This is a genomic window from Nocardioides sp. P4_G4 (assembly GCF_056401085.1).
Genome location: NZ_JBFUKA010000019.1, coordinates 35,510 through 54,453 on the forward strand (window position 1 = coordinate 35,510; position 18,944 = coordinate 54,453).

At 73.3% G+C, this 18,944-nt stretch carries 23 protein-coding genes; 8 read left to right on the top strand and 15 right to left on the bottom strand.

The features are described from left to right. Positions 1-14 precede the first annotated feature (14 nt). Genes AC1DQF_RS06485 through AC1DQF_RS06500 form a run of 4 tightly spaced genes read right to left on the bottom strand, consistent with a single transcriptional unit; the run spans position 15 to position 2,053 of the window. Positions 15-308, bottom strand: a complete 294-nt coding sequence (locus tag AC1DQF_RS06485; RefSeq protein WP_477524391.1) for a hypothetical protein — start codon at positions 306-308, stop codon at positions 15-17. Positions 309-344: 36 nt separating this feature from the next. Further along, the gene (locus AC1DQF_RS06490; RefSeq protein WP_477524392.1) at positions 345-638 is read right to left on the bottom strand and encodes a Dabb family protein; all 294 of its coding nucleotides are present in this window, start codon (positions 636-638) and stop codon (positions 345-347) included. A 15-nt stretch (positions 639-653) separates the two neighbouring features. Then, positions 654-1,619, bottom strand: coding sequence for an SDR family NAD(P)-dependent oxidoreductase (locus AC1DQF_RS06495; protein WP_477524393.1), 966 nt, complete (start codon positions 1,617-1,619; stop codon positions 654-656). Next, positions 1,616-2,053 carry an SRPBCC family protein gene (locus tag AC1DQF_RS06500; RefSeq protein WP_477524394.1) on the bottom strand — a complete coding sequence of 146 codons (438 nt, stop codon included), beginning with the start codon at positions 2,051-2,053 and terminating at the stop codon, positions 1,616-1,618. Before AC1DQF_RS06500 ends, AC1DQF_RS06495 begins: the two co-directional genes overlap by 4 nt. A gap of 65 nt (positions 2,054-2,118) precedes the next feature. On the opposite strand from AC1DQF_RS06500, the gene AC1DQF_RS06505 reads away from it, so the two are divergent. After that, the gene (locus AC1DQF_RS06505) at positions 2,119-3,030 is read left to right on the top strand and encodes a DNA/RNA non-specific endonuclease (RefSeq protein WP_477524395.1); all 912 of its coding nucleotides are present in this window, start codon (positions 2,119-2,121) and stop codon (positions 3,028-3,030) included. A 114-nt stretch (positions 3,031-3,144) separates the two neighbouring features. Next, positions 3,145-3,669: a DUF2231 domain-containing protein gene (locus AC1DQF_RS06510; protein WP_477524396.1), complete on the top strand. Its 525-nt coding sequence runs from the start codon at positions 3,145-3,147 to the stop codon at positions 3,667-3,669. 30 nt (positions 3,670-3,699) lie between these two features. Here AC1DQF_RS06510 and AC1DQF_RS06515 read toward each other — a convergent pair whose 3' ends face one another. Continuing rightward, a complete protein-coding gene (locus tag AC1DQF_RS06515) occupies positions 3,700-4,710 on the bottom strand; it encodes an aldo/keto reductase family protein (RefSeq protein WP_477524397.1) in 1,011 nt (336 codons plus the stop codon). Positions 4,711-4,729: 19 nt separating this feature from the next. Here AC1DQF_RS06515 and AC1DQF_RS06520 point away from each other — a divergent pair, with 19 nt between their 5' ends. Next, complete coding sequence (locus AC1DQF_RS06520) at positions 4,730-5,350, top strand: class I SAM-dependent methyltransferase (protein ID WP_477524398.1); 621 nt, start codon at positions 4,730-4,732, stop codon at positions 5,348-5,350. Positions 5,351-5,383: 33 nt separating this feature from the next. Here AC1DQF_RS06520 and AC1DQF_RS06525 read toward each other — a convergent pair whose 3' ends face one another. Together AC1DQF_RS06525 and AC1DQF_RS06530 are read right to left on the bottom strand one after the other, a co-directional pair. Further along, positions 5,384-6,634: an HNH endonuclease signature motif containing protein gene (locus tag AC1DQF_RS06525; protein WP_477524399.1), complete on the bottom strand. Its 1,251-nt coding sequence runs from the start codon at positions 6,632-6,634 to the stop codon at positions 5,384-5,386. Between the two features lie 156 nt (positions 6,635-6,790). Continuing rightward, positions 6,791-7,198 (bottom strand): nuclear transport factor 2 family protein, encoded by a 408-nt coding sequence (locus tag AC1DQF_RS06530; protein WP_477524400.1) that lies wholly within the window; start codon positions 7,196-7,198, stop codon positions 6,791-6,793. A 112-nt stretch (positions 7,199-7,310) separates the two neighbouring features. Here AC1DQF_RS06530 and AC1DQF_RS06535 point away from each other — a divergent pair, with 112 nt between their 5' ends. Then, positions 7,311-8,012 (top strand): AMIN-like domain-containing (lipo)protein, encoded by a 702-nt coding sequence (locus AC1DQF_RS06535; protein ID WP_477524401.1) that lies wholly within the window; start codon positions 7,311-7,313, stop codon positions 8,010-8,012. Positions 8,013-8,106: 94 nt separating this feature from the next. After that, positions 8,107-8,643, top strand: a complete 537-nt coding sequence (locus tag AC1DQF_RS06540) for an N-acetyltransferase family protein (RefSeq protein WP_477524402.1) — start codon at positions 8,107-8,109, stop codon at positions 8,641-8,643. 24 nt (positions 8,644-8,667) lie between these two features. Here AC1DQF_RS06540 and AC1DQF_RS06545 read toward each other — a convergent pair whose 3' ends face one another. After that, positions 8,668-9,600 carry a quinone oxidoreductase family protein gene (locus tag AC1DQF_RS06545; protein ID WP_477524403.1) on the bottom strand — a complete coding sequence of 311 codons (933 nt, stop codon included), beginning with the start codon at positions 9,598-9,600 and terminating at the stop codon, positions 8,668-8,670. A gap of 52 nt (positions 9,601-9,652) precedes the next feature. On the opposite strand from AC1DQF_RS06545, the gene AC1DQF_RS06550 reads away from it, so the two are divergent. Further along, positions 9,653-10,186, top strand: coding sequence for a GNAT family N-acetyltransferase (locus AC1DQF_RS06550; protein WP_477524404.1), 534 nt, complete (start codon positions 9,653-9,655; stop codon positions 10,184-10,186). Positions 10,187-10,219: 33 nt separating this feature from the next. On the opposite strand, the gene AC1DQF_RS06555 is transcribed toward AC1DQF_RS06550, so the two are convergent. Continuing rightward, a complete protein-coding gene (locus tag AC1DQF_RS06555; protein WP_477524405.1) occupies positions 10,220-11,683 on the bottom strand; it encodes a peptide MFS transporter in 1,464 nt (487 codons plus the stop codon). Between the two features lie 65 nt (positions 11,684-11,748). After that, a complete protein-coding gene (locus AC1DQF_RS06560) occupies positions 11,749-12,207 on the bottom strand; it encodes an MOSC domain-containing protein (RefSeq protein WP_477524406.1) in 459 nt (152 codons plus the stop codon). Between the two features lie 39 nt (positions 12,208-12,246). Between AC1DQF_RS06560 and AC1DQF_RS06565 the strand changes: the two genes are divergently transcribed. Continuing rightward, positions 12,247-12,933: an SDR family NAD(P)-dependent oxidoreductase gene (locus AC1DQF_RS06565; RefSeq protein WP_477524407.1), complete on the top strand. Its 687-nt coding sequence runs from the start codon at positions 12,247-12,249 to the stop codon at positions 12,931-12,933. A 9-nt stretch (positions 12,934-12,942) separates the two neighbouring features. Here the strand turns inward: AC1DQF_RS06565 and AC1DQF_RS06570 are convergent, their stop codons facing one another. Beyond that, positions 12,943-14,160 (bottom strand): RNA polymerase sigma factor, encoded by a 1,218-nt coding sequence (locus AC1DQF_RS06570; RefSeq protein ID WP_477524408.1) that lies wholly within the window; start codon positions 14,158-14,160, stop codon positions 12,943-12,945. A 7-nt stretch (positions 14,161-14,167) separates the two neighbouring features. Then, a complete protein-coding gene (locus tag AC1DQF_RS06575) occupies positions 14,168-14,521 on the bottom strand; it encodes a YciI family protein (RefSeq protein ID WP_477524409.1) in 354 nt (117 codons plus the stop codon). A 148-nt stretch (positions 14,522-14,669) separates the two neighbouring features. Here AC1DQF_RS06575 and AC1DQF_RS06580 point away from each other — a divergent pair, with 148 nt between their 5' ends. Next, positions 14,670-15,764, top strand: coding sequence for a WD40/YVTN/BNR-like repeat-containing protein (locus tag AC1DQF_RS06580; protein WP_477524410.1), 1,095 nt, complete (start codon positions 14,670-14,672; stop codon positions 15,762-15,764). Between the two features lie 46 nt (positions 15,765-15,810). Here AC1DQF_RS06580 and AC1DQF_RS06585 read toward each other — a convergent pair whose 3' ends face one another. The 3 genes from AC1DQF_RS06585 to AC1DQF_RS06595 all read right to left on the bottom strand — a co-directional run bounded on the left by AC1DQF_RS06585 (position 15,811) and on the right by AC1DQF_RS06595 (position 18,763). Next, positions 15,811-17,247, bottom strand: coding sequence for a hypothetical protein (locus tag AC1DQF_RS06585; RefSeq protein ID WP_477524411.1), 1,437 nt, complete (start codon positions 17,245-17,247; stop codon positions 15,811-15,813). Positions 17,248-17,367: 120 nt separating this feature from the next. Further along, on the bottom strand, positions 17,368-18,351 hold the full coding sequence (locus AC1DQF_RS06590; RefSeq protein ID WP_477524412.1) for a serine/threonine-protein kinase: 984 nt from the start codon (positions 18,349-18,351) through the stop codon (positions 17,368-17,370). 115 nt (positions 18,352-18,466) lie between these two features. Then, positions 18,467-18,763, bottom strand: coding sequence for a putative quinol monooxygenase (locus tag AC1DQF_RS06595; RefSeq protein ID WP_477524413.1), 297 nt, complete (start codon positions 18,761-18,763; stop codon positions 18,467-18,469). Positions 18,764-18,944: the final 181 nt, after the last annotated feature.

The following is an 18,944-nucleotide window of genomic DNA, read 5'->3' on the forward strand; positions in this document are numbered from 1 at the left end:
GGGTGACCCGAGGGTCAGTCGTCGTCCTCGACGGACTCCTCGGACGGCTGCTCGACGGCGTCGGCCACCTCGTCGGAGCCGGGCCCGTCCTCGTGCGCGCGGGAGTCGACGGCGTCGGTGTCGACCATGTCGCCGACGGTCGCGTTGCCCTCGGGCTGGGCCTCGAGGGCGTCCTGGCGGTCGGCCTCACCGACGCGCTCACCGGCGCCCGGGAACGACGAGGCGGGACTGGTGCCCGCACCCGCGTCGGGATCCTCGAAGCCGCTGCCGGCGCTGTCCGGGCCCGTGCTGTCGTGGGGGGTGTCCATGCCGGCGACCCTACGCGCGGGACACGGGCGGCAGGCTCACCCCAGCGGCTGGTAGTCGAGCTCGAGGAAGTCCTCGACCTCGGGCACCCAGCGCTGCGCGACGAACGCCGCGTGCACCGGGTGGGTGTTGTAGGCGTCGTACGCGGCCTGGTCGGCGAACTCCATCGAGAAGCCGAACGAGAAGTCGTTCTTGCTGCCCGTCTGACGCAGCTGCTCGAAGCGCTGCACGCCGGGGATGGCGGCCAGGGCCGCACCGGCGTCCAGGAACTCCTGCTCCGCGGGCGAGCCGGACGGGTGGACGAGGCGGAAGGCGACGGTGTGGCGGATCACGCGTCGACCCTAGCCTCAGTCCGACAGCTCGGCGGCCCGCCGGAGCCACGCCCACGCCTGCGCCCGGTCGGCCTCGTCGGTGTGCGTGGTGGGCAGGAGGTGGGTCGCCCGCTCCACCCGGTCGTGCCAGAAGCGGCCGGTGGCCGGCGCCGGCTCGGTGCCGACCAGCCAGACGCTGGTGTCGGCACCCTGGGCGTCGTTGCGCAGCACCGGCCGGGTGATCGAGCGGAAGCGCGGCAGCGACTCCTGCACCCCGGGGGTGTCGGCCCAGCCCGGATGCATCACCGCGGCGCTGATCCCGTCCAGCGACCACCGGTCGGCGAGCAGGGGCAGCATCTCGACCTGCATCCGCTTGGAGCGGGCGTACGCCGTCGTCGGCGAGTAGGCCCCGCGACGGAACTCCGGGTCGTCGGCGCGCAGGGCCTGTCCGTACATCCCGCCGCTGCTCACCAGGACGACCCGGCCACCGGCCAGCCGCGGGCGCAGCGCCTCGGTCATCACGACGGGGCCGACCACGTGCACGGCCATGCTGAGCTCGTGGCCCTGGGCCGACTCCGCGCGCTCGGGCGGCATCACCCCGGCGTTGTGCACGATGGCGTGGATCGCGGGCAGCTCGGCCGCGACCTCGCCGGCGAAGCGGCGTACGTCGTCGACGTCGCCCACGTCGCAGCGCCACAGCCGCAGCGACGCACCGGGCCGACGGCCGGCGATCTCGTCGAGCACCCGGCCGCCCTTGGCCTCGTCGCGCACCACCAGGTGCACCCGCGCACCCAGGCCCGCCAGTCCCTCAGCGGTGGCGATCCCCAGCCCCGAGCTGGCGCCGGTCACCAGGACGTCGCGTCCGGCCAGCGCGTCGGGGGCCGGGTCGGCCGGCCAGCCCGGCAGCGCCTGGCGCACCCGCAGCCCGATGGTCGTGTAGCCGAGCACCAGGGTCCGGTCCAGCACGGTGTCGAGTGCCCGCACGGGCAGCGACCGGCTCATGCGAGGCCGTCCAGGGTGGTGCGGAGGTGCTCGACGGTCTTCTTCGCGAGCACCGGGAGGTACGCCGCGACGACCGGCACCGCGAACCGTGCCGGGCCCTTGAACGCGAACTCCGCGGTGTAGGTCACCTCCGAGCCGGTGCCGCTCGCCCGGATGCCGAGCACGTCGTGTCCGTCGAACTGCTCGTTGGTCCCGGTGAGGTGGATGCGCGTGGGGCGCTCGGCCTCCACGGTGGTGTAGGTGATCTCGCTCGTGCGGCCCAGGAAGGAGGAGACGTTGCGGTAGACCGTGCCCACGCCGCCGTCGCCGGAGACGCGCTCGCAGGACACCGTGCCCGGGTCCCACTCCTCGGCGTTGCTGAAGTCGGAGAGGTAGTCGTAGACGACCTCCGGCGGCGCGGTGGTGGCGAAGGTGCGGGTCACGGTGGGCTTCATCGGGCATCACTCCTGGGGTCGTCCACCACGCTACGGGCGGGCCCCACACGTCGTACCGTCGTGACATGTCCACCACGACACCGGACGGCACGACCCCGGACGCCACGACACCGGACGCCACGACACCGGACGCCACGACACCGGACGCCACGACACCGGACGCCACGACACCGGACGCCACGCCCACGGGCTACGACACGGGCTTCCTCGCCACCCCCGTCGCCGTCCCCACGCTGACCGCCGACCTGCGCRACGACGCGGTCGAGCTCGACGGCACTCCGGTCGTGCCGTACACGCACTTCTCGCTGACCATGAGCGCCTCGCGCCGCCTCGCGCGCTGGGTGGCGTGGAACGTCGACGGCACCGCGATGCGCCGCCTCCCGCGCACCGACGACTTCCGGCTGGACCCGCGGCTGCCGGCCGACGTGCAGACCGGCGAGGAGCTGTACGCCGACAACCGGCTCGACCGCGGGCACCTCGCCCGTCGAGCCGACCTCACCTGGGGCGGCGCGACCGAGGCAGCGCAGGCCAACACCGACTCGTTCTACTTCACCAACATCACCCCGCAGATGGACTCGTTCAACCAGGCGGCCCGCTGGGGCCTGTGGGGGAGGCTCGAGGACGCGCTCTACGAGGCGGTCACCATCGACCTGCTGCGGATCAGCGTCTTCGGTGGTCCGGTGCTGCGCGACGACGACCTCGTGTACCGCGGCGTCCTCGTCCCCCGGGAGTTCTGGAAGGTCATCACGTGGGAGGAGGACGGCGTCCTCACCGCGCGGGCCTTCCTGCTCACCCAGGACCTCGACCCGCTGGAGATCATCGACCTCGGCGAGTTCGAGACCTACCAGGTGCCGGTGGCCTCGATCACCGAGCGCACCGGCGTGGTGTTCGACCCCGTGCTGCTCGTCTCCGAGCCGGCCGGTGCCGAGGCGGTCGCGGCCCGGCTCGTCGCCACCGAGGACGACATCGTCTGGTGACGCGTGGGGCCGGCCACGTCGCACCCCTTCGGCCCTGTCCATCCGGGCCGGGTCGTGGTCGACTGGCGGGACCCACTCGGACACACGCTGACCCACTCGGACTCCGGAGGACGCATGAGCCTGCTCGAGACAGTCGCCCGTCGCATCGAGGACGCGGACGTCCTGGACGCGGCGGCGGACCTCGCCCGGTCCGCCGCCCACGACACGCTCGTGGCGCCGCCCGTTCCGGACGCCCTGCTGGGCGGGGCGTGGCTCGGCCACCGCGTCCACCCCGTCGCCGCGCAGCTGCCGCTGGGGGCGTGGGGGATGGCGGTGCTGCTCGACCTGGTCGACGGCGAGCGGCACGCCGCGGCGGTCGACACGCTGCTGGCCACCGGCTGCCTGGCCGCGCTGCCCACGGCCCTCACCGGGGCCCACGACCTCGGCACGACGTCGGGGACCGACACCCGGGTCGCGCTCGTGCACGCCGGCACGATGGATGCCTCGCTCGGCCTCTTCGCGTTCGCCTGGATCAGGCACCGGCGCGGAGACCGCCGTGCGGCCCGCCGACTGGCGCTCGCCGGGACGGTCGTGGCCGGGGCGGGTGCCTGGCTGGGCGGACACCTCGTCTACCGCCTCGGGGTCGGCGTCGAGGACTGACCCCGACGCCGACCCGGCGGCGTACTCCGCTCAGACCACGCGCGAGCGCGGGGAGTTCTCGATCGTCTTGCCCGCGTCCCGCTCGACGAGGTCGCCGAGGGCCGTGTCAATCGCGGCCATCGCGTCGGCGTCCAGCTTCACGCCGGCCGCCTTGACGTTCTCGCCGACCTGCTCGGGACGCGAGGCGCCGACGAGGGCGGAGGCGACATTGTCGTTCTGGAGCACCCAGGCGACGGCGAGCTGGGCCATGGTCAGGCCGGCCTCGTCGGCGACGGGCTTGAGTGCCTGCACGCGGGTGAGGACGTCGTCGTTCATGAACCGCTTGATCATGTCGGCGCCGCCCTTCTCGTCGGCGGCGCGCGAGCCCTCGGGCAGCGGCTGGCCGGGGACGTACTTGCCGGTCAGCACGCCCTGCGCGATCGGGCTCCACACGATCTGCGAGACGCCGAGCTCCTCGCACGCGGGGACGACCTCGTCCTCGATGACGCGCCAGAGCATGGAGTACTGCGGCTGGCTCGAGATGAGCTGGAAGCCGAGGTCGCGGCTCATCTCCACGCCCGCCCGGATCTGGTCGGCGGTCCACTCGCTGACGCCGATGTAGAGCGCCTTGCCCTGGCGCACGATGTCGGCGAAGGCCTGCATCGTCTCCTCGAGCGGCGTCTCGGTGTCGAAGCGGTGCGCCTGGTAGAGGTCGACGTAGTCGGTCTGGAGCCGCTGCAGGGAGCCGTTGATGGACTCCATGACGTGCTTGCGGGACAGACCGGTGTCGTTCTTGCCCTTGGGCCCGGTGGGCCAGTAGACCTTGGTGAAGATCTCCAGCGACTCGCGCCGCTCGCCCTTGAGCGCCTCGCCGAGCACGGACTCGGCCGCCGTGTTGGCGTAGGCGTCCGCGGTGTCGAAGGTCGAGATGCCGGCGTCGAGCGCGGCCTGCACGCACTGGGTCGCGATGTCGTTCTCCACCTGCGAGCCGTGGGTGAGCCAGTTGCCGTAGGTGATCTCAGAGATCTTGAGGCCGCTGTGTCCGAGGTATCGATATTCCATGCCTGCCAAACTAACGGGCGTGGACGAACACGCGCACGGGCCCGGTCACGGTGTCGACTGGGACGAGCGGTACGGCGACGAGCCGATGTGGAGCGGTCGGCCCAACGAGGCGCTCGTCCGGGAGGTCACCGACCTGGCGCCGGGCACGGCCCTGGACGTCGGCTGCGGTGAAGGCGCCGACGCGGTGTGGCTCGCCCGAGCGGGGTGGCGGGTCACCGGGATCGACGTCTCGGGCAGGGCGCTGGAGCGGGCCGGCCGGGCGGCCGACACCCTCGGCGTGGAGGTCGAGTGGCAGCACCTGGGGCTGGAGGACCTCCCGGCGGACGCGACGTACGACCTGGTGAGCGTGTTCTACCCGGCGCTGCTGCGCGGCGACGGATCGGTCGTCGCGACGCTGCTGGGGTCGGTCGCACCGGGCGGCACGCTGCTCGTGGTGCACCACGCCTTCGTCGACCGCGCCCGGGCGCTGGAGCACGGCTTCGACCCAGACGACTACGTCGGGCACGAGGACCTGCTGGCCGCCGTCACCGCGGCGGGCTGGACCGTCGAGGTGGCCGCGCTGGTCGAGCGTGGAGAGGTCGAGGGGCCGGGTGCTCATCACACGACCGACCAGGTGCTGCGGGCGCGACGGACCGCCTGACGTCCCGGGTCCTCTCGTCGATCCGTCCGCGTCCTATCTGCGGCGATGGAACCTCAGGTCGCCGCTCGGGAGTCGGTCGTGGAGGTAGCTGTCGTCGTGGGCCCGGTGGTGGTGATGGGAGCAGAGCAGGAGCCCGTCGGCGAGGTCGGTCCTGCCGCCCTTGCTCCAAGGGATGAGGTGGTGTGCTTCGCACCAGGCGGCGGGGATGTCGCATCCCTCGGCACGGCAGTGCAAGTCGCGGAGGTCCATCGCCCGCCGTGGGCCGTTCTCGTAGAGCCGCTTCGACCGGCCCAGGTCAAGGACCTCGGACTTACCACCCAGGACGGCGGGGATGAGGCCGGCGTTGCAGACCAGGCGCCGGGCTTCGGAGGCGCTGATGCGGTGGCCGGTGTCGGTGGTCGCGACCCCGAGCCCGCTGACGAGGGTGTCGAAGTCCATCGTGATGACCACCGAGGTGGCGGTCCCACCGTGGCGGGGGAGCTTCGTCGGGTCGAGGTGCTCCAGCAGCGCACAGAACGCATGCCCGAGACGGGTGGAGTACGGGACCGAGGAGCTCGCGTCAGCGCTGCTGTCGCTGGCGCTGCCGGGATCGCCGTCGCTCTTGCGGGGGTTGGTCCAGGCGTGCAGGTAGGTCAGCAACCGGCCCGCGGTGGCGTCGGGGACCCGGATCCCGATCGTCGTGGTCCCGTCACCGTGCGACCGCGTCGTCAGCGACGTCGTCTTGCGAGCCTTGTGTTCCTCGTCCTCAAGGCGCTTGCGCTCCTGCTCGTCGCCGACCTCGGGGGCGACGACGTCGAGGATCCGGCCGCCCAGGACCCGCAGCTCGCTCGGGGTGAACGCGGCGGCGTGCTCGACCAGCACCCGCTCCGCATCTCTCACGACGTCCGCCGGGGTGTCGTCGGGGAGGTCATCAAGGGCCCGGCCGATGACATCGGCCTGCGCGGTCGACACCTCCCCGGACCCATGGCCCTCGGCGAGGACAGCCCATCGCTGCTCCAGGGACCGGGCCAGGGCCAGGTCCCGACGCGCCCGGCCACGATCGGCCCTCACGGTCCGCTGGAACCACGCCGCGACGTCGCGGTCACCGGACTCCTCGGCCACGTCGTCGGCCACGGCCATCAGCCGAAGGCGGACCGACGCCACCCGCGACTCGAGCCGAGCCAGCTCCACCAGCGCAGCGGCCTTCTCGGTCGGCGCGAGGTAGAGGAGCTCGACCTGGCCGACCTTGTCCAGCGCGGCCGAGATCGCCTCGGCTGCCTCCTGAACCAGGTGTCCGGTCGTCATCCCATCCCCCGCTGATCGGCCGCTGGGTGGTCCCACGGGCGGGACCGGCGGCATACACCCAGTCTAGTCGAACATGCGTTCGATTCCATCCCCAGAAAAGGGGCTGTGGACGGTGGCCCGTCGAGACAGGGAGGGCGTCGTGTGCGGGCCCGTCGCCTACTCCGGAGGGGGTTTGTACAGCTCCTGGACAGCGGCCTCGATGTCTCCGCCATCGCTCTCGACGGGCTCCATGTACAAGCGCCCCGCGACGATGAGCTCGTCGCGCACGACGAAGAGCGTGACACCACGCATGGCAAAGAGCGAGCCGTCCGCGTGGTGACCGTGCCAGCTCCACTCACCCCACTCGGTGTCCTGGTCGACGGCTGCGGTGACCAGCTCCGCGACGAGGTCGGGCACACCGTCGAAGACCGACGACCAGTTCTTGAAGACCTGAGCACTCCCGGTGAAGCTCCGACCCGGGTGCAGCGGCTGCACGCTCCGGTACTCGGGGGCGAACAACGACGCCATGCGCCGGGCGTCGTGCGCGTTCACCGCGTCCTGCAGACGTTCCAGGATGGTCGCCATGCCACGACGATAGTCCTGATCCGGAGGCCGGTGCTGTCCTCGCGGGCCCGATGATCGCCCTGGAGCGGACCCGGCTCCACTAGCATCCCCGGCACCGGCTCGAGGGGGGACGATGCGACGAGTCACGACCGCCGTGGTGAGCGCGGCCTTCATCGTGCCGCTGCTGACCGCCTGCGGTTCCGGCGTCGAGCGCGGGGACGGCGGCGACGCGAGCAGCGGTCCCGCGACCAGCCGGGCCACCGCCTCGCCGGAGCCCACCACCGAGGCCACCTCCACCGAGGCCACCTCCACCGACGCCACCGAAGCCGTCACCCCCGACACCTCTTCCACCGACTCCCCCGCGGGCGACCACACCGACGAGCCCGCGGCGTTCCCCGCGAACACCGCGCGCCAGACGGCGGACAACTCAGGGGACTGGGACCTGGTGCTCAGGGACGTCCGCGTGGGTGAGCACGAGGGCTTCGACCGGATCGTGCTGGAGTTCTCGGGCACGGGCACCCCCGGCTGGACCGTCAACTACGTCGACGAGGCCGTGCTCGACGGGAGCGGCGACGCCGTGCCGCTGGGCGGTGACGCGATCCTGGACATCTACGCGTCCGGCACCACCTGGCCGGCGTCCGGCTACTACAGCGGCCCTGGGCAGTTCGAGCCCGAGGACGGCGGTGACGTCGCTGACGTGCACGTCGGCGGGACGTTCGAGGGCTACACGCAGGTGCTGGCCGGCATCGAGGGCGACCGCGTCCCGTTCCGGGTCCTGGCCCTCTCCGGGCCGCCGCGCCTGGTGGTCGACGTCGTCGACGAGAGCACCGGCTGACCGCCGCCCGTCACCGTCGGTCGGGCGTCGGCCGGGACGTGCGACGACGGTCGCCGCTGCCCGCGGTCGTCGTACCGCTCCCTAGACTCGCCGGATGCCCGACGTGGTCCGTCTCGCCGTCCCGTCCGACGCCGCCGCGCTGCACCGGGTCGCGGCCCTCACCTTCCCGCTCGCGTGCACGCCGCAGACCCCGGTGGAGGAGACGGAGGCGTTCATCGCCGACCAGCTCTCCGAGTCTGCCTTCGCGCGCCACCTCCTCGACCCGGCGCGCATCCTGCACGTGGCGGTCACGGGCGACAGCGACGAGGTGGTCGGCTACTCGATGCTCGTCGCGGGCACGCCGGCGGATCCCGACGTCGCGGAGGTGCTCCGCCACCACCCGACCATCGAGCTCTCCAAGATGTACGTCGACCCGGCGCACCACGGGGACGGAACCGCCGCCCACCTCATGACGGCGACCCTGGACGCGGCCAGGAGCACCGGGGCCGCCGGCGCCTGGCTCGGCGTCAGCGAGGAGAACGCCCGGGCGAACGGCTTCTACGCCCGGCACGGCTTCGAGCGCGTGGGCCGCAAGCGCTTCCGGATCGGCGACCGCTGGGAGGACGACCACGTGCGCGAGCGGGCGCTCTGAGGTCCGCGCGCACCGGCCCGGGCCTCAGGGCTCCAGGACCAGCTTCCCGCCCGGGTGCTGGCCCATCAGCAGCTCCGTGGCCTCGACGGCGTCGGCGAGCGGGAAGGCCCGCGCGAGCGGGACGACGAGTCGTCCCTCGCCGGCGAGCCGCACGAGGTCGGCGCGCACGGAGTCGCGGTAGGCCTGGCTGGCGGGCATCGCGCCGGCGATCGCGGTGAGGCCGTCCTGCTTCGCACGCTCGGCGGCGGCGATCGTCACGATCCGTCCGCGGTCGGCCACCAGCGCGAGGGACACGTCGATCGCCTCGTCGGTGCCCACGCAGTCCAGGGCGGCCACCACGCCCTCGGGTGCCGCCTCGCGCACGCGCTGCTCGAGGCCGTCGCCGTAGGTGACCGGCACGCCGCCGTACCGGGTGACGACGTCGAAGCTGCCCTCGCTCGCCGTCCCGACGACCCGCGCTCCGAGCAGCGCGGCCTGCTGGAGCACGCTGACGCCGACCGCGCCGGACGCCCCGTGGACCAGGATCGTGTCGCCCGCGCCGACGCCGGTCACGTGCAGCATCTCGGAGGCCGTGGACCCCGCGAGCAGCAGGTTGGCGGCCTCGCCGAAGGACAGTGACGACGGCTTGGCGAAGACGTCGCGCGCCGCGACCGTCACCTCGGTGGCCCACCCACCACTGATGCGGAAGGCGAGGACCTCGTCGCCCACGGCCACCTGGCCCGACGCGATCTCGGTGCCGGCCCCGACGGCGCTCACCACGCCGGCGACCTCGTAGCCGATCGGCTTGGGGAAGTCGGCCGCGGTGCCGCGGGCCACGTGCTTGGCGTCGGCCGGGTTCATCCCGGCGGCCCGCACCGCGATGGTGACCTCGCCCGGCTGCGGCGGCGGGACGTCGTACTCCTCGAGGCTGAAGACGCCGAGGTCACCCGGCCGGGTCGCGATCCAGTGCTGTGCCATCCCTCGAACCTAGTCCCCGGACCCAGCCTCCGCGACGCCGTAGGTTGGCCGCATGGAGCTCGTCGTCGTGGAGTCCGACCGCATCGACGCGGCCATGCGGGCCGACCTCCGGGCGCTCTGGGACCGGGCCTTCGGCGACCGCTTCAGCGACGAGGACGCGGAGCACGCGTACGGCGGGGTGCACGTGCTGGCTCGCCACGGCGACCACCTTCTCGCGCACGCGAGTGCCGTGCCCCGACCCATCCGGTTCGGGGACGGTGCGTGGCTCACCGTCGGGTACGTCGAGGCCGTGGCCACCGACCCCGGGCGCCAGGGCACCGGAGTGGGGCGACGGACCATGGAGCGGCTCCAGGAGGAGATCCGCACCCGGTGGCCGGTGGCGATGCTCTCGACCGGGCGCGCGACGGGCTTCTACGAGCAGCTCGGCTGGGAGCGGTGGCGCGGCCTCTCCTACACCCGGAGCTCCACGGGCACCGTCCCCGACGACGAGCACGGCGGACTCATGATCCTGCGCCTCGACGCCTCCGTCGTCCCCGACCTGTCGGTCAGCGTGACCTGCGAGGACCGGTCCGGCGACGCGTGGTGACCCGCCTGGGCGAGCCCACACCGGGGACAGGCCTCAGCGCACGCCCGACATCAGCCCCCGGATGGGCTTGGCCAGCGCCAGCACCACGACCCCGGTGACGACCGAGGCCATCCCGATCCACAGGAAGAACGGCTGCTCGTCGTCGACCGAGTAGTAGCCGGCGAGCTGGCCGGCCATGGCGGTGCCGAGGGCGACGGAGAGGAAGAACAGCGCCACCATCTGGGTGAGGTACTTGCGCGGCGCCAGCTTGGTCGCCACCGACAGCCCCACCGGGGAGATCAGCAGCTCGGCGAGGGTGAAGACCAGCAGGATCAGCGCCAGGCCGAGGAGCGGCACGGTGCCGGCGCCCGAGGGCATCGCCAGGAACAGGAAGAACGCGACGCCCATCAGGATCGTGGACAGCCCGAACTTCACCGGCGTCCACGGGGCCCGGTCACCGAGGCGGGTCCACATCGTCGCGAAGACGCCGGYCAGCACGATGATGAAGACCGGGTTGATCGACTGCACCCACGAGATGGGCATCTCCCAGCCGAAGAGGTTGCGGTCCAGCCGCTCGTCGGCGTAGATCGTCACCACGGTGAACTGCTGCTGGTAGAGCGACCAGAAGACGGCGCTGCACGCGAACAGCGGGATCATCGCCAGCACCCGGCGCCGCTCGGCGCCCTGCACCTCACGGTCGACGAGCATCATCGTGAAGAGCCCGATCGCGGCGACGACGCTGACACCGATCACGATGTTGGCCAGGCGCTCGACGGTGATGACGCCGACGACGCACAGCACCACCACGAGGGCGACGACGGCGGCCAGCCCCGCGGCGTACCGCACCCGCCGGTCGGCGGGGAGCGGGTCGGGGACGTGGTGGGTCTCCTCGGGCAGCTTGCTGCGCCCGAGGGTGTACTGCACGAGGCCGGCGGCCATGCCGATCGCGGCCAGCGCGAAGCCGGCGTGGAAGCCCCACTGCTTCTGGAGCACCCCGGTGAGGAGCGGTCCGACGAGCGCGCCGATGTTGATGCCCATGTAGAACAGCGAGAAACCCGCGTCGCGGCGCTCGTCGTGCTCGTCGTACAGCGACCCGACCAGCGAGGTCGCGTTGGCCTTGACGCCACCGCTGCCCAGCGCGATCAGCACCAGGCCGACCCCGACACCCGTGAGCCCGGGGACCAGCGCCAGCGCGATGTGGCCGACCATCACCGTGACGGCGGCGTAGAAGAGCGTGCGCTCGGCGCCGATCAGCCGGTCGGCCAGCCAGGCGCCGAGGATGGTGGAGAGGTAGACGGCCCCGCCGTACGCGCCGACGATGCCGGTCGCGGTGGACTGGTCGATGCCGAGTCCGCCGTCGGCGACGGAGAAGTACAGGTAGATGAGCAGGATCCCCTGCATGCCGTAGAAGCTGAACCGCTCCCACAGCTCGACGCCGAAGAGGTTGGCCAGCACGGAGGGCTGGCCGAGGAATCCGGCGTCGGAGGTCTGCTGACGTGTCGTCTCGTGCGTGGTCACGTCGCTCGACGCTACGACGCGACGCGCCCGGACGCATATCCGGGGGCGATCGCCCGTGGCCCGGGTCACACGACCGGGGGGACCTCGAGGTCGACCTCGTCGCCCACCCGCACCGTGCCCGACTCCAGCACCCGGCAGACCGATCCGGCCCGACGCCGCAGCGCCTCCTGGGCGCCCGCGCCGATGGTGTCGTCGAGGAGCTTGCACGGGGCCGCGACCCGGACCACCTCGAGCAGCACGTCCCCGATCCGGATCCGGGCACCGGGGTCCCGGGGCACCACGCCGTCGGTGATGGTGAGGTTGCGGCGCGTCAGCGCGGCCGGGATCTCGCGGCCGAACACCTGAGCCGACTCCGCCAGGGCGGTCGCGCTCTGCACGGTCACGTGCCGGTGCCGCGTGCCGTGGTAGCGGTCGCCGACGATCCCCCTGCCCGCCTCGACATCCACCCGGTCGACGGACCGCATCGGGAGCCGGGTGGCCTTGGCGACGTGGATGTCGGCGACGCGGGGGGTGAGGGTCGGCACGAGGGGCACGGTAGTCAGGGGGCGGTTAATGTCGCCCGCATGAGCGCACGTGAGCTGGACGGTGCCCGGATCGCTGTCGTGGGGGCCAGTGGTGCGTTGGGCTCGCTGGTCGCCCACGAGCTGGTACGCCGCGGCGCCCGGCTGCTGCTGGTGGGCCGGGACCGCGAACGCATCGCAGCCCTCGGCATCGACGCTCCCGTCGTGGTCGCCGAGGTCGGGGACGCCACGGCCGGCGAGGCGGTCCTCGAGGCCGCCACGTCGGCGTACGGCGGGCTCGACGGGCTCGTCAACGCGGCCGGCGTCGTCGCCTTCGGGCCGCTCGCCGACACCCCCGACGAGGTCATCGAGGAGCTGTTCCTCACCAACGTCGTCGGCCCGCTCTTCCTCGTCCGGCGCCTCCTGCCGGCGCTGGCGGAGTCGCAGGGCTTCGTCCTCCAGATCTCCGCGGTGGTCGCCGAGCGCCCGCTGCCGGGCATGGCGGCGTACTCGGCCAGCAAGGCGGCGCTCAGCGCCGTCGCCACCGCCCTGCGCACGGAGCTGCGCCGGTCCCGCGTCACCGTCCTCGACGTCCGGCCGCCGCACACCGAGACCGGCCTCGCCACCCGTCCGCTCTGCGGGGAGGCGCCCCGGCTGCCGCAGGGCCTGGACCCCGAGGACGTCGCCCGGCGGATCGTGGACGCCCTCGCGGCCGGCGAGCAGGACCTCGGCTCCGACGCCTTCGCCTGAGCCGGTCGGTCAGGACCCGTCCCGCTCCGAGCGCAGCCGGGCGAGGTGGTCGCGCTCCAGCGGCGTGGGGTCCAGCGCGAGCGCGGCGTCCAGCGCCGCGCGCGCCTCCGCCTCGCGTCCGAGCTCGCCGAGCAGGTGGGCCCGCGCCACGTGCCACGAGTGGTACGACGCGAGGTCGAGGTCGTCGACGAGGATCAGCGCCGCTGCCGGTCCCTCCACCCTCCCGACCGCGAGGGCCCGGTTGAGCCGCACCACCGGGCTCGGCACCAGGGTGAGCAGCAGGTCGTAGAGCCCGACCACCTCGACCCACGGCACCCGCTCGTCGGTGTGCGCGGCCCCGATCGCCGCCTGCACCTGGTAGGGCCCGGGGCGACCGAGCGCGAGCAGCGCCCGCACGAGCGTCCGTCCCTCGGCGAGGAGCTCGACGTCCCACCGGGAGCGGTCCTGGTCCTCGAGCAGCACCAGCCGGCCGTCGACGACGCGGGCGTCGTCGCGGGCACGTGTGATGAGCATCAGCGCCAGCAGGCCCTGCACCTCGGGCTCGGCCGGCAACATGGCCACCAGCTGGCGGGTCAGCCGGATCGCCTCGTCGGCCAGGTCGGGACGGTGCCCGCTCTCGGCGCCGACCGAGAGGTAGCCCTCGTTGAAGACCAGGTAGAGCGCGGCCAGCACGCCCCCGAGCCGCCCGGGCAGGTCCTCGCGCGCGGGCACCCGGAACGGGATCCGGGCGTCACGGATCTTGCGCTTGGCGCGGGTGATCCGCTGGGCCATCGCCCGCTCCTCGGTGAGGAAGCCGGCGGCGATCTCCGCCACGGTGAGCCCGGCCACCAGCCGCAGGGTGAGGGCGACCCGGGTCTCGAGGGCGAGCGAGGGGTGGCAGCACATGAAGAACAGCCGGAGCCGGTCGTCGTCGACGACGCCCAGCGGATCGGTGGGGGTGTCCAGCATCGCCGTCGCCTCCTTCTCGCGGTGCAGGCGTGAGGACTCGCGACGGAGTCGGTCGAGCGCCTTGCGGTGTGCCGTCGTGGTGAGCCAGGCGGCCGGGTTGGGCGGCACGCCGTCGACCGGCCACTTCTGCCACGCCACCTCGAGGGCCTCCGCGACGGCGTCCTCGGCCAGGTCGACGTCGCCGTAGCGCCGCACCAGCGCGCCGACGATCCGGCCGTGCTCCTCGTGGACGACCCGGCCCAGTGCCTCCCGGGCGTCCGTCCCCGCCCCCGTGCTCACCCGGTCCTCACTCGGACTGGAACGGGCGCACCTCGACCGGTCCGTGGCACGCGGCCGAGGCCTCGGTGCCCCAGCGCATCGCCTCGTCGAGGTCGGCTGCCTCGATGACCCAGAAGCCGCCGAGGTACTCCTTGGACTCGACGTACGGACCGTCGGTGACGACCGGCTCACCGCCACTGGCGTCGACGACCGTCGCGGACGACGCCGGCTGCAGGCCGCCGGCGAACACCCACCGGCCCTCCTCCCGCAGCCGGGCGTTGAAGGCGTCGACGTCGGCCATCACGCGGTCCGCGGTGACTCCCTCGGGCCAGGTGACCTCGTCGCCGTGGTGGACTCCGAGCAGGTACTGGGTGGTGGTCATGATGCGTCCTCTCGTCGGTGGCACCCTACTGATCGGGCGCCCGTCACCCTCTCCACGAACGGTCCGGCCCGGATGCGACACCACCTCCCGTCGCCTTGCGACCCGGGGGGTGCTGGACACCGGCCGGACGCTGCGGGAGTGTGCCGACATGCGCTCACGTCTCGGGCTGCTCGCCCTCCCCGTCCTGCTGTCCCTCCCCCTCCTCGCCGCGCCGGCGTCGGTCGCCACGACCGGCACCGCCCGCTCCGACGGATCAACCCGCCTCGCCTGGCGGACGACCGTGGTGGACGCCGACCAGAGCTTCCGCGGCCTCGACGCCGTCGACGCCCGTACGGCGTGGGTCACCGGCGCCAGCCTCACCGACGGTGGGGACGCCAAGGTCTACCGCACCACCGACCGCGGCCGCTCCTGGCAGGACGTCAGCCCCCCGCGCACGGCCGGGCTCAACTTCCGCGACGTCGAGGCGACCGACGCCCGGACGGCGTCRATCCTCGCCATCGGCGAGGGCAAGGCGTCCCGCATCTACCGCACCACCGACGGTGGGCGCACCTGGACCGAGACCTTCCGCAACACCGAGAAGGCCGCGTTCTACAACTGCATGGACTTCTACCCCGGTGGCAGGCGCGGCCTGGCCGTGAGCGACCCCGTGGACGGGAAGTTCCGCATCGCCTCCACCCGGGACGGCGGGCGCTCCTGGTCGGTGCTCTCGGACGCCGGCATGCCCGACTCCACCGGTGAGTTCAACTTCTCCGCCAGCGGCGACTGCCTCGTGATCTCCGGGCAGCGTGCGTACTTCGGCAGCGGTGGCGCCGCCTCCCGCGTCTTCCGCTCCGCCGACGGCGGTCGGCACTGGACCGCGCACGAGACCACCATCCCGGCGGGCGACGCCGCCGGGGTCTTCGGCCTCGCCTTCCGCGACCGTGACCACGGCGTGGCCGTCGGCGGCGACTTCGAGGCGCCCGACGACGGTGTCGACGCCACCGCCCGGACCCGCGACGGCCGCACCTGGACGGGCGCCGGCGACCTGACCCACCTCGGCGAGGACGCCTCCTTCTCGCGCGGGCGACTGGTCGTCGTCGGCGAGTCCGGCGACGTCGGCGGCAGCAGCGTCTCGACGGACGGTGGCCGCACCTTCGAGCGCTTCAGCACCGTCCGCTTCCACACCCTGGACTGCACCCGCGACGGCTCCTGCTGGGCCGCCGGTGGCGACGGCCGCGTCGGTCGCCTCCGCCACCGCGCCTGACGGGTCCGGCCCTCAGGCTCCAGCCGTGGAGGTTGCGGGCGGCGGCTCAGTCCGACCGCCTGGCCAGCACCTCGTAGTCGCCGGACGTGAAGACGGTCTCGTAGTGGCGGCCGATGATCTCGTCCGCCCGGTGGGCGTCGATGCCCCACGACGTGAGCGTCGTACCGTGCCGCACGATCCAGGTCGGCGCGGCCCCGCCGCGCAGCACGCGGTCCAGGTCGAGGAGCCGCGGGTCCCGCACGCGCACCGGGAGGCTCCACAGGTAGGGGTAGGGGCTGCTGAGGCCGGAGGCCTCGAGCAGCGAGGCGTCCCCGAAGGCCACCACCCCCGTCCGCGGTCCGTCCCGGTGGGCGCGCAGGAAGTCGATCACCGCCTGCTCGTCGGCCGGGCGTGGCGTGGGCCGCCACGACACGACCGTCAGCCCGATCACCGTCGAGGCCACCACGGCGACGAGGGCGACCGTCACGAGGGTGCCGCCCTGCTGTGGCCCACCCGTCGTGTCGGGTAGCGCCTGTCGTCGCAGCCCAAGGGCCAGCACCAGGACCAGGCCCGGAACCATCCCGACGAGGTAGTGCAGCCAGTAGCTGCCGCCGGCCGCGACCGAGACGGCCTCCCAGACGACGAGACCGGCCGCGACCCAGGTCAGGTACGCCGCCGCCGGGTCCCGGGCGCCGCTCGGTCGCCACGGCAGCCGGACCAGCAGGAGCAGGACGACGGGTGCCCCACTGGCCACGAACGCCTCGACCAGCCAGCCGCGCCGGATGCCCGTCGCGGTGGACGCCTCCGAGGCGATCACCTCGCTGGCGTGCACCCGGAACAGCACGACGGCCTCCCACAGCCCGCCGGGCGACGTACCGCGCGTGGCGGCGAGCGCGAGGAGCACCGCGCTGAGCACGGCGGCACCCGCGGCGCACCAGGCCACCAGCCACACGGCGCGACGCCGCCGGTGCGCGACGACGAGGGCCACCGCCAGGAGGACGGCGAGCACGAGGACGTCGCCGAGGTTCTGCTTGACCGACGCGGCGACCGCCCCCGCCGCCCCGGCCCCGAGGGCCCAGGTGCGGGAGCGCCATTGGAGGGCGGTGAAGAGCATCCAGGCTCCGGCAAGGAGGAACGGGAGCGCGAGCACCTCGCCCCCCACCTCGCGCACCGACAGCAGCGGGTTGGACACCAGCGCCGCCGCCAGGAGCGCGCAGGCCGGACCCGACCACCGGTGGGCCGGCGCTAGCCGTCGCCCGAGCAGCGCGGCCATCGCGACAGCGGCGGCGGCCGCCGCGGCCCCGATCAGGCGCAGCGCGACACCTCCGCCGAGGAGGTGGGCCAGCCCCGACAGGGCGACGAGGCCGGGCGGCCGGTCGACCCAGTAGTCGCCGTACAGGCTGCTGCCCGGCGCCCACTGGGCGCCGACCATCAAGAAGCCCGCCTCGTCCGGTGCGAGCGGTCCCGCCAGGAACGGCAGCCGCACCAGCACGGCCGTCAGCACGACGGCGGCGGTCAGGACGACGGGCGCGCCGCGTCCGGTGGGGTCATCCGGACCGGGGCGATCGGCCTCGGAGGAGCTGCTCCCGGGCCGCACCCGTCACCGCCGCGTCCCGGACCCGGATCAGGCCAGCAGGTCCGTGACCGGCGTGGCGACCGTGTGGACGTCCTCCGCCGGGGTGGCATCGACGACCTCGCGCGCGGGGGTGACGGAGTGCGCCGGGGTCGCGGTGTCGTCCGCGTGGTCGCCGTCCACGAGGGACGCGAGACCGTCGGCGAGTCCGGCGAGCTCCGTCGTGGCGATGCCCATCATCTCGGCCACCGCGCGGGCGTTGGCGGGACGATCGCCCGGCTTCTTCTCCAGCAGGGCGGCCACGACGGCGCGCAGCTCGGCCGGGACCTCCTCGGCCAGCGGCGGGGGCGGCTCGTTGACGTGCGACATCGCGGTGGCGATCGGCGTACCCCGGTCGAAGGGACGCGTGCCGGTGAGCATCTCGTGGGCGACCACACCGAGGGCGTAGAGGTCGCTCGCACCGGTCGCGGGCTGGCCCAGGGCCTGCTCGGGGCTGATGTAGTTGGGGGTGCCGAGCATCTCGCCGACGCGGGTGTGGCCGCGGGCGTCGAGGGCCCGCGCGATGCCGAAGTCGGTGAGCATCACGACGCCGTCGTCGCGAACCAGGATGTTGGCCGGCTTGACGTCGCGGTGCACGACCCGCGCCTCGTGCGCCACGCCCAGGGCGAGCGCGGCCTGCCCGATGATCGAGCGCACCACGTCGGGCTCGAGGGTGCCCGCCTCGCGGATCACCGCGGACAGCGGGGCGCCCGGGACGAGCTCCATGACGAGGTAGGTGAGGTGGTCGTCCTCGCCGTAGTCGAAGACCGTGGTGATGTTGGTGTGCATCAGCGACGCGGAGTGGCGGGCCTCGTCGCGGAACCGCTTGGCGAAGATCTCCTCGTTGTCCGGGTCGGCCCGCATGATCTTGACGGCCACGGCGCGCTGGAGGACGTCGTCCATGCCGCGCCACACGTCGGCCATCCCGCCGGAGGCGATGCGCTCCTCGAGGACGTAGCGATCCCCCAGCCTGAAGCCTTGGGCGAGTCGTTCCACGGGCGGTCCCATCTGTTTGAGCAATCACGTGCCCATGCGGTCCTCGCACACGCTCATTCGGATGGTAAACCCCTCAACTGCTTTCCACCCGATCGAGCCCCCGTAGGGGTGGCGGCTACCCGGCGACCGGCACCAGCGGGTGGATGGCCACCTCGCCGGCGAGCGCCCCGTCCGCCGAGGCGAAGGCCGCGGCGACGTGCGGCGCCTGCATGTGGGCGTCGAGCGCCGCCTGGTCGGTCCAGCGCTCGACGGTCACGAAAACACCCGGGGCGGCCGCGGACTCGTACAGGTCGTAGGCGAGGCACCCCGGCTCCTGACGGGTGGCCTCGGCCAGGCCGTTGAGCGCCTCGCGGAGTGCCTCCACGTGCTCGGCCTTGACGGGGATGGTGGCGACGACGTGGAGCTCGGTCATGGGAGTGCCTCTCGTGGTGCTCTCGCGGGTGTTCCCTCACGCTAGTGGCGTCGTCAACGGACTCGTTGCGGTCCGGGTCGCGCCCCCGCCGAGCGGTGAGCCAGCCACTTTCCAGGCTCGGGGAATGTGGCCCAGCCACCGCCGGCCTGCGTGTCGGGCAGCGCCACGCCGGCGGCGGTGA

Excerpts from the sequence above, each read along its gene's own strand:
- AC1DQF_RS06485 (WP_477524391.1), bottom strand. The coding sequence starts at position 308 with ATGGACACCCCCCACGACAGCACGGGCCCGGACAGCGCCGGCAGCGGC.
- AC1DQF_RS06495 (WP_477524393.1), bottom strand. The coding sequence starts at position 1,619 with ATGAGCCGGTCGCTGCCCGTGCGGGCACTCGACACCGTGCTGGACCGG.
- AC1DQF_RS06500 (WP_477524394.1), bottom strand. The coding sequence starts at position 2,053 with ATGAAGCCCACCGTGACCCGCACCTTCGCCACCACCGCGCCGCCGGAG.
- AC1DQF_RS06510 (WP_477524396.1), top strand. The coding sequence starts at position 3,145 with ATGAGCCTGCTCGAGACAGTCGCCCGTCGCATCGAGGACGCGGACGTC.
- AC1DQF_RS06515 (WP_477524397.1), bottom strand. The coding sequence starts at position 4,710 with ATGGAATATCGATACCTCGGACACAGCGGCCTCAAGATCTCTGAGATC.
- AC1DQF_RS06525 (WP_477524399.1), bottom strand. The coding sequence starts at position 6,634 with ATGACGACCGGACACCTGGTTCAGGAGGCAGCCGAGGCGATCTCGGCC.
- AC1DQF_RS06530 (WP_477524400.1), bottom strand. The coding sequence starts at position 7,198 with ATGGCGACCATCCTGGAACGTCTGCAGGACGCGGTGAACGCGCACGAC.
- AC1DQF_RS06535 (WP_477524401.1), top strand. The coding sequence starts at position 7,311 with ATGCGACGAGTCACGACCGCCGTGGTGAGCGCGGCCTTCATCGTGCCG.
- AC1DQF_RS06540 (WP_477524402.1), top strand. The coding sequence starts at position 8,107 with ATGCCCGACGTGGTCCGTCTCGCCGTCCCGTCCGACGCCGCCGCGCTG.
- AC1DQF_RS06545 (WP_477524403.1), bottom strand. The coding sequence starts at position 9,600 with ATGGCACAGCACTGGATCGCGACCCGGCCGGGTGACCTCGGCGTCTTC.
- AC1DQF_RS06550 (WP_477524404.1), top strand. The coding sequence starts at position 9,653 with ATGGAGCTCGTCGTCGTGGAGTCCGACCGCATCGACGCGGCCATGCGG.
- AC1DQF_RS06565 (WP_477524407.1), top strand. The coding sequence starts at position 12,247 with ATGAGCGCACGTGAGCTGGACGGTGCCCGGATCGCTGTCGTGGGGGCC.
- AC1DQF_RS06575 (WP_477524409.1), bottom strand. The coding sequence starts at position 14,521 with ATGACCACCACCCAGTACCTGCTCGGAGTCCACCACGGCGACGAGGTC.
- AC1DQF_RS06595 (WP_477524413.1), bottom strand. The coding sequence starts at position 18,763 with ATGACCGAGCTCCACGTCGTCGCCACCATCCCCGTCAAGGCCGAGCAC.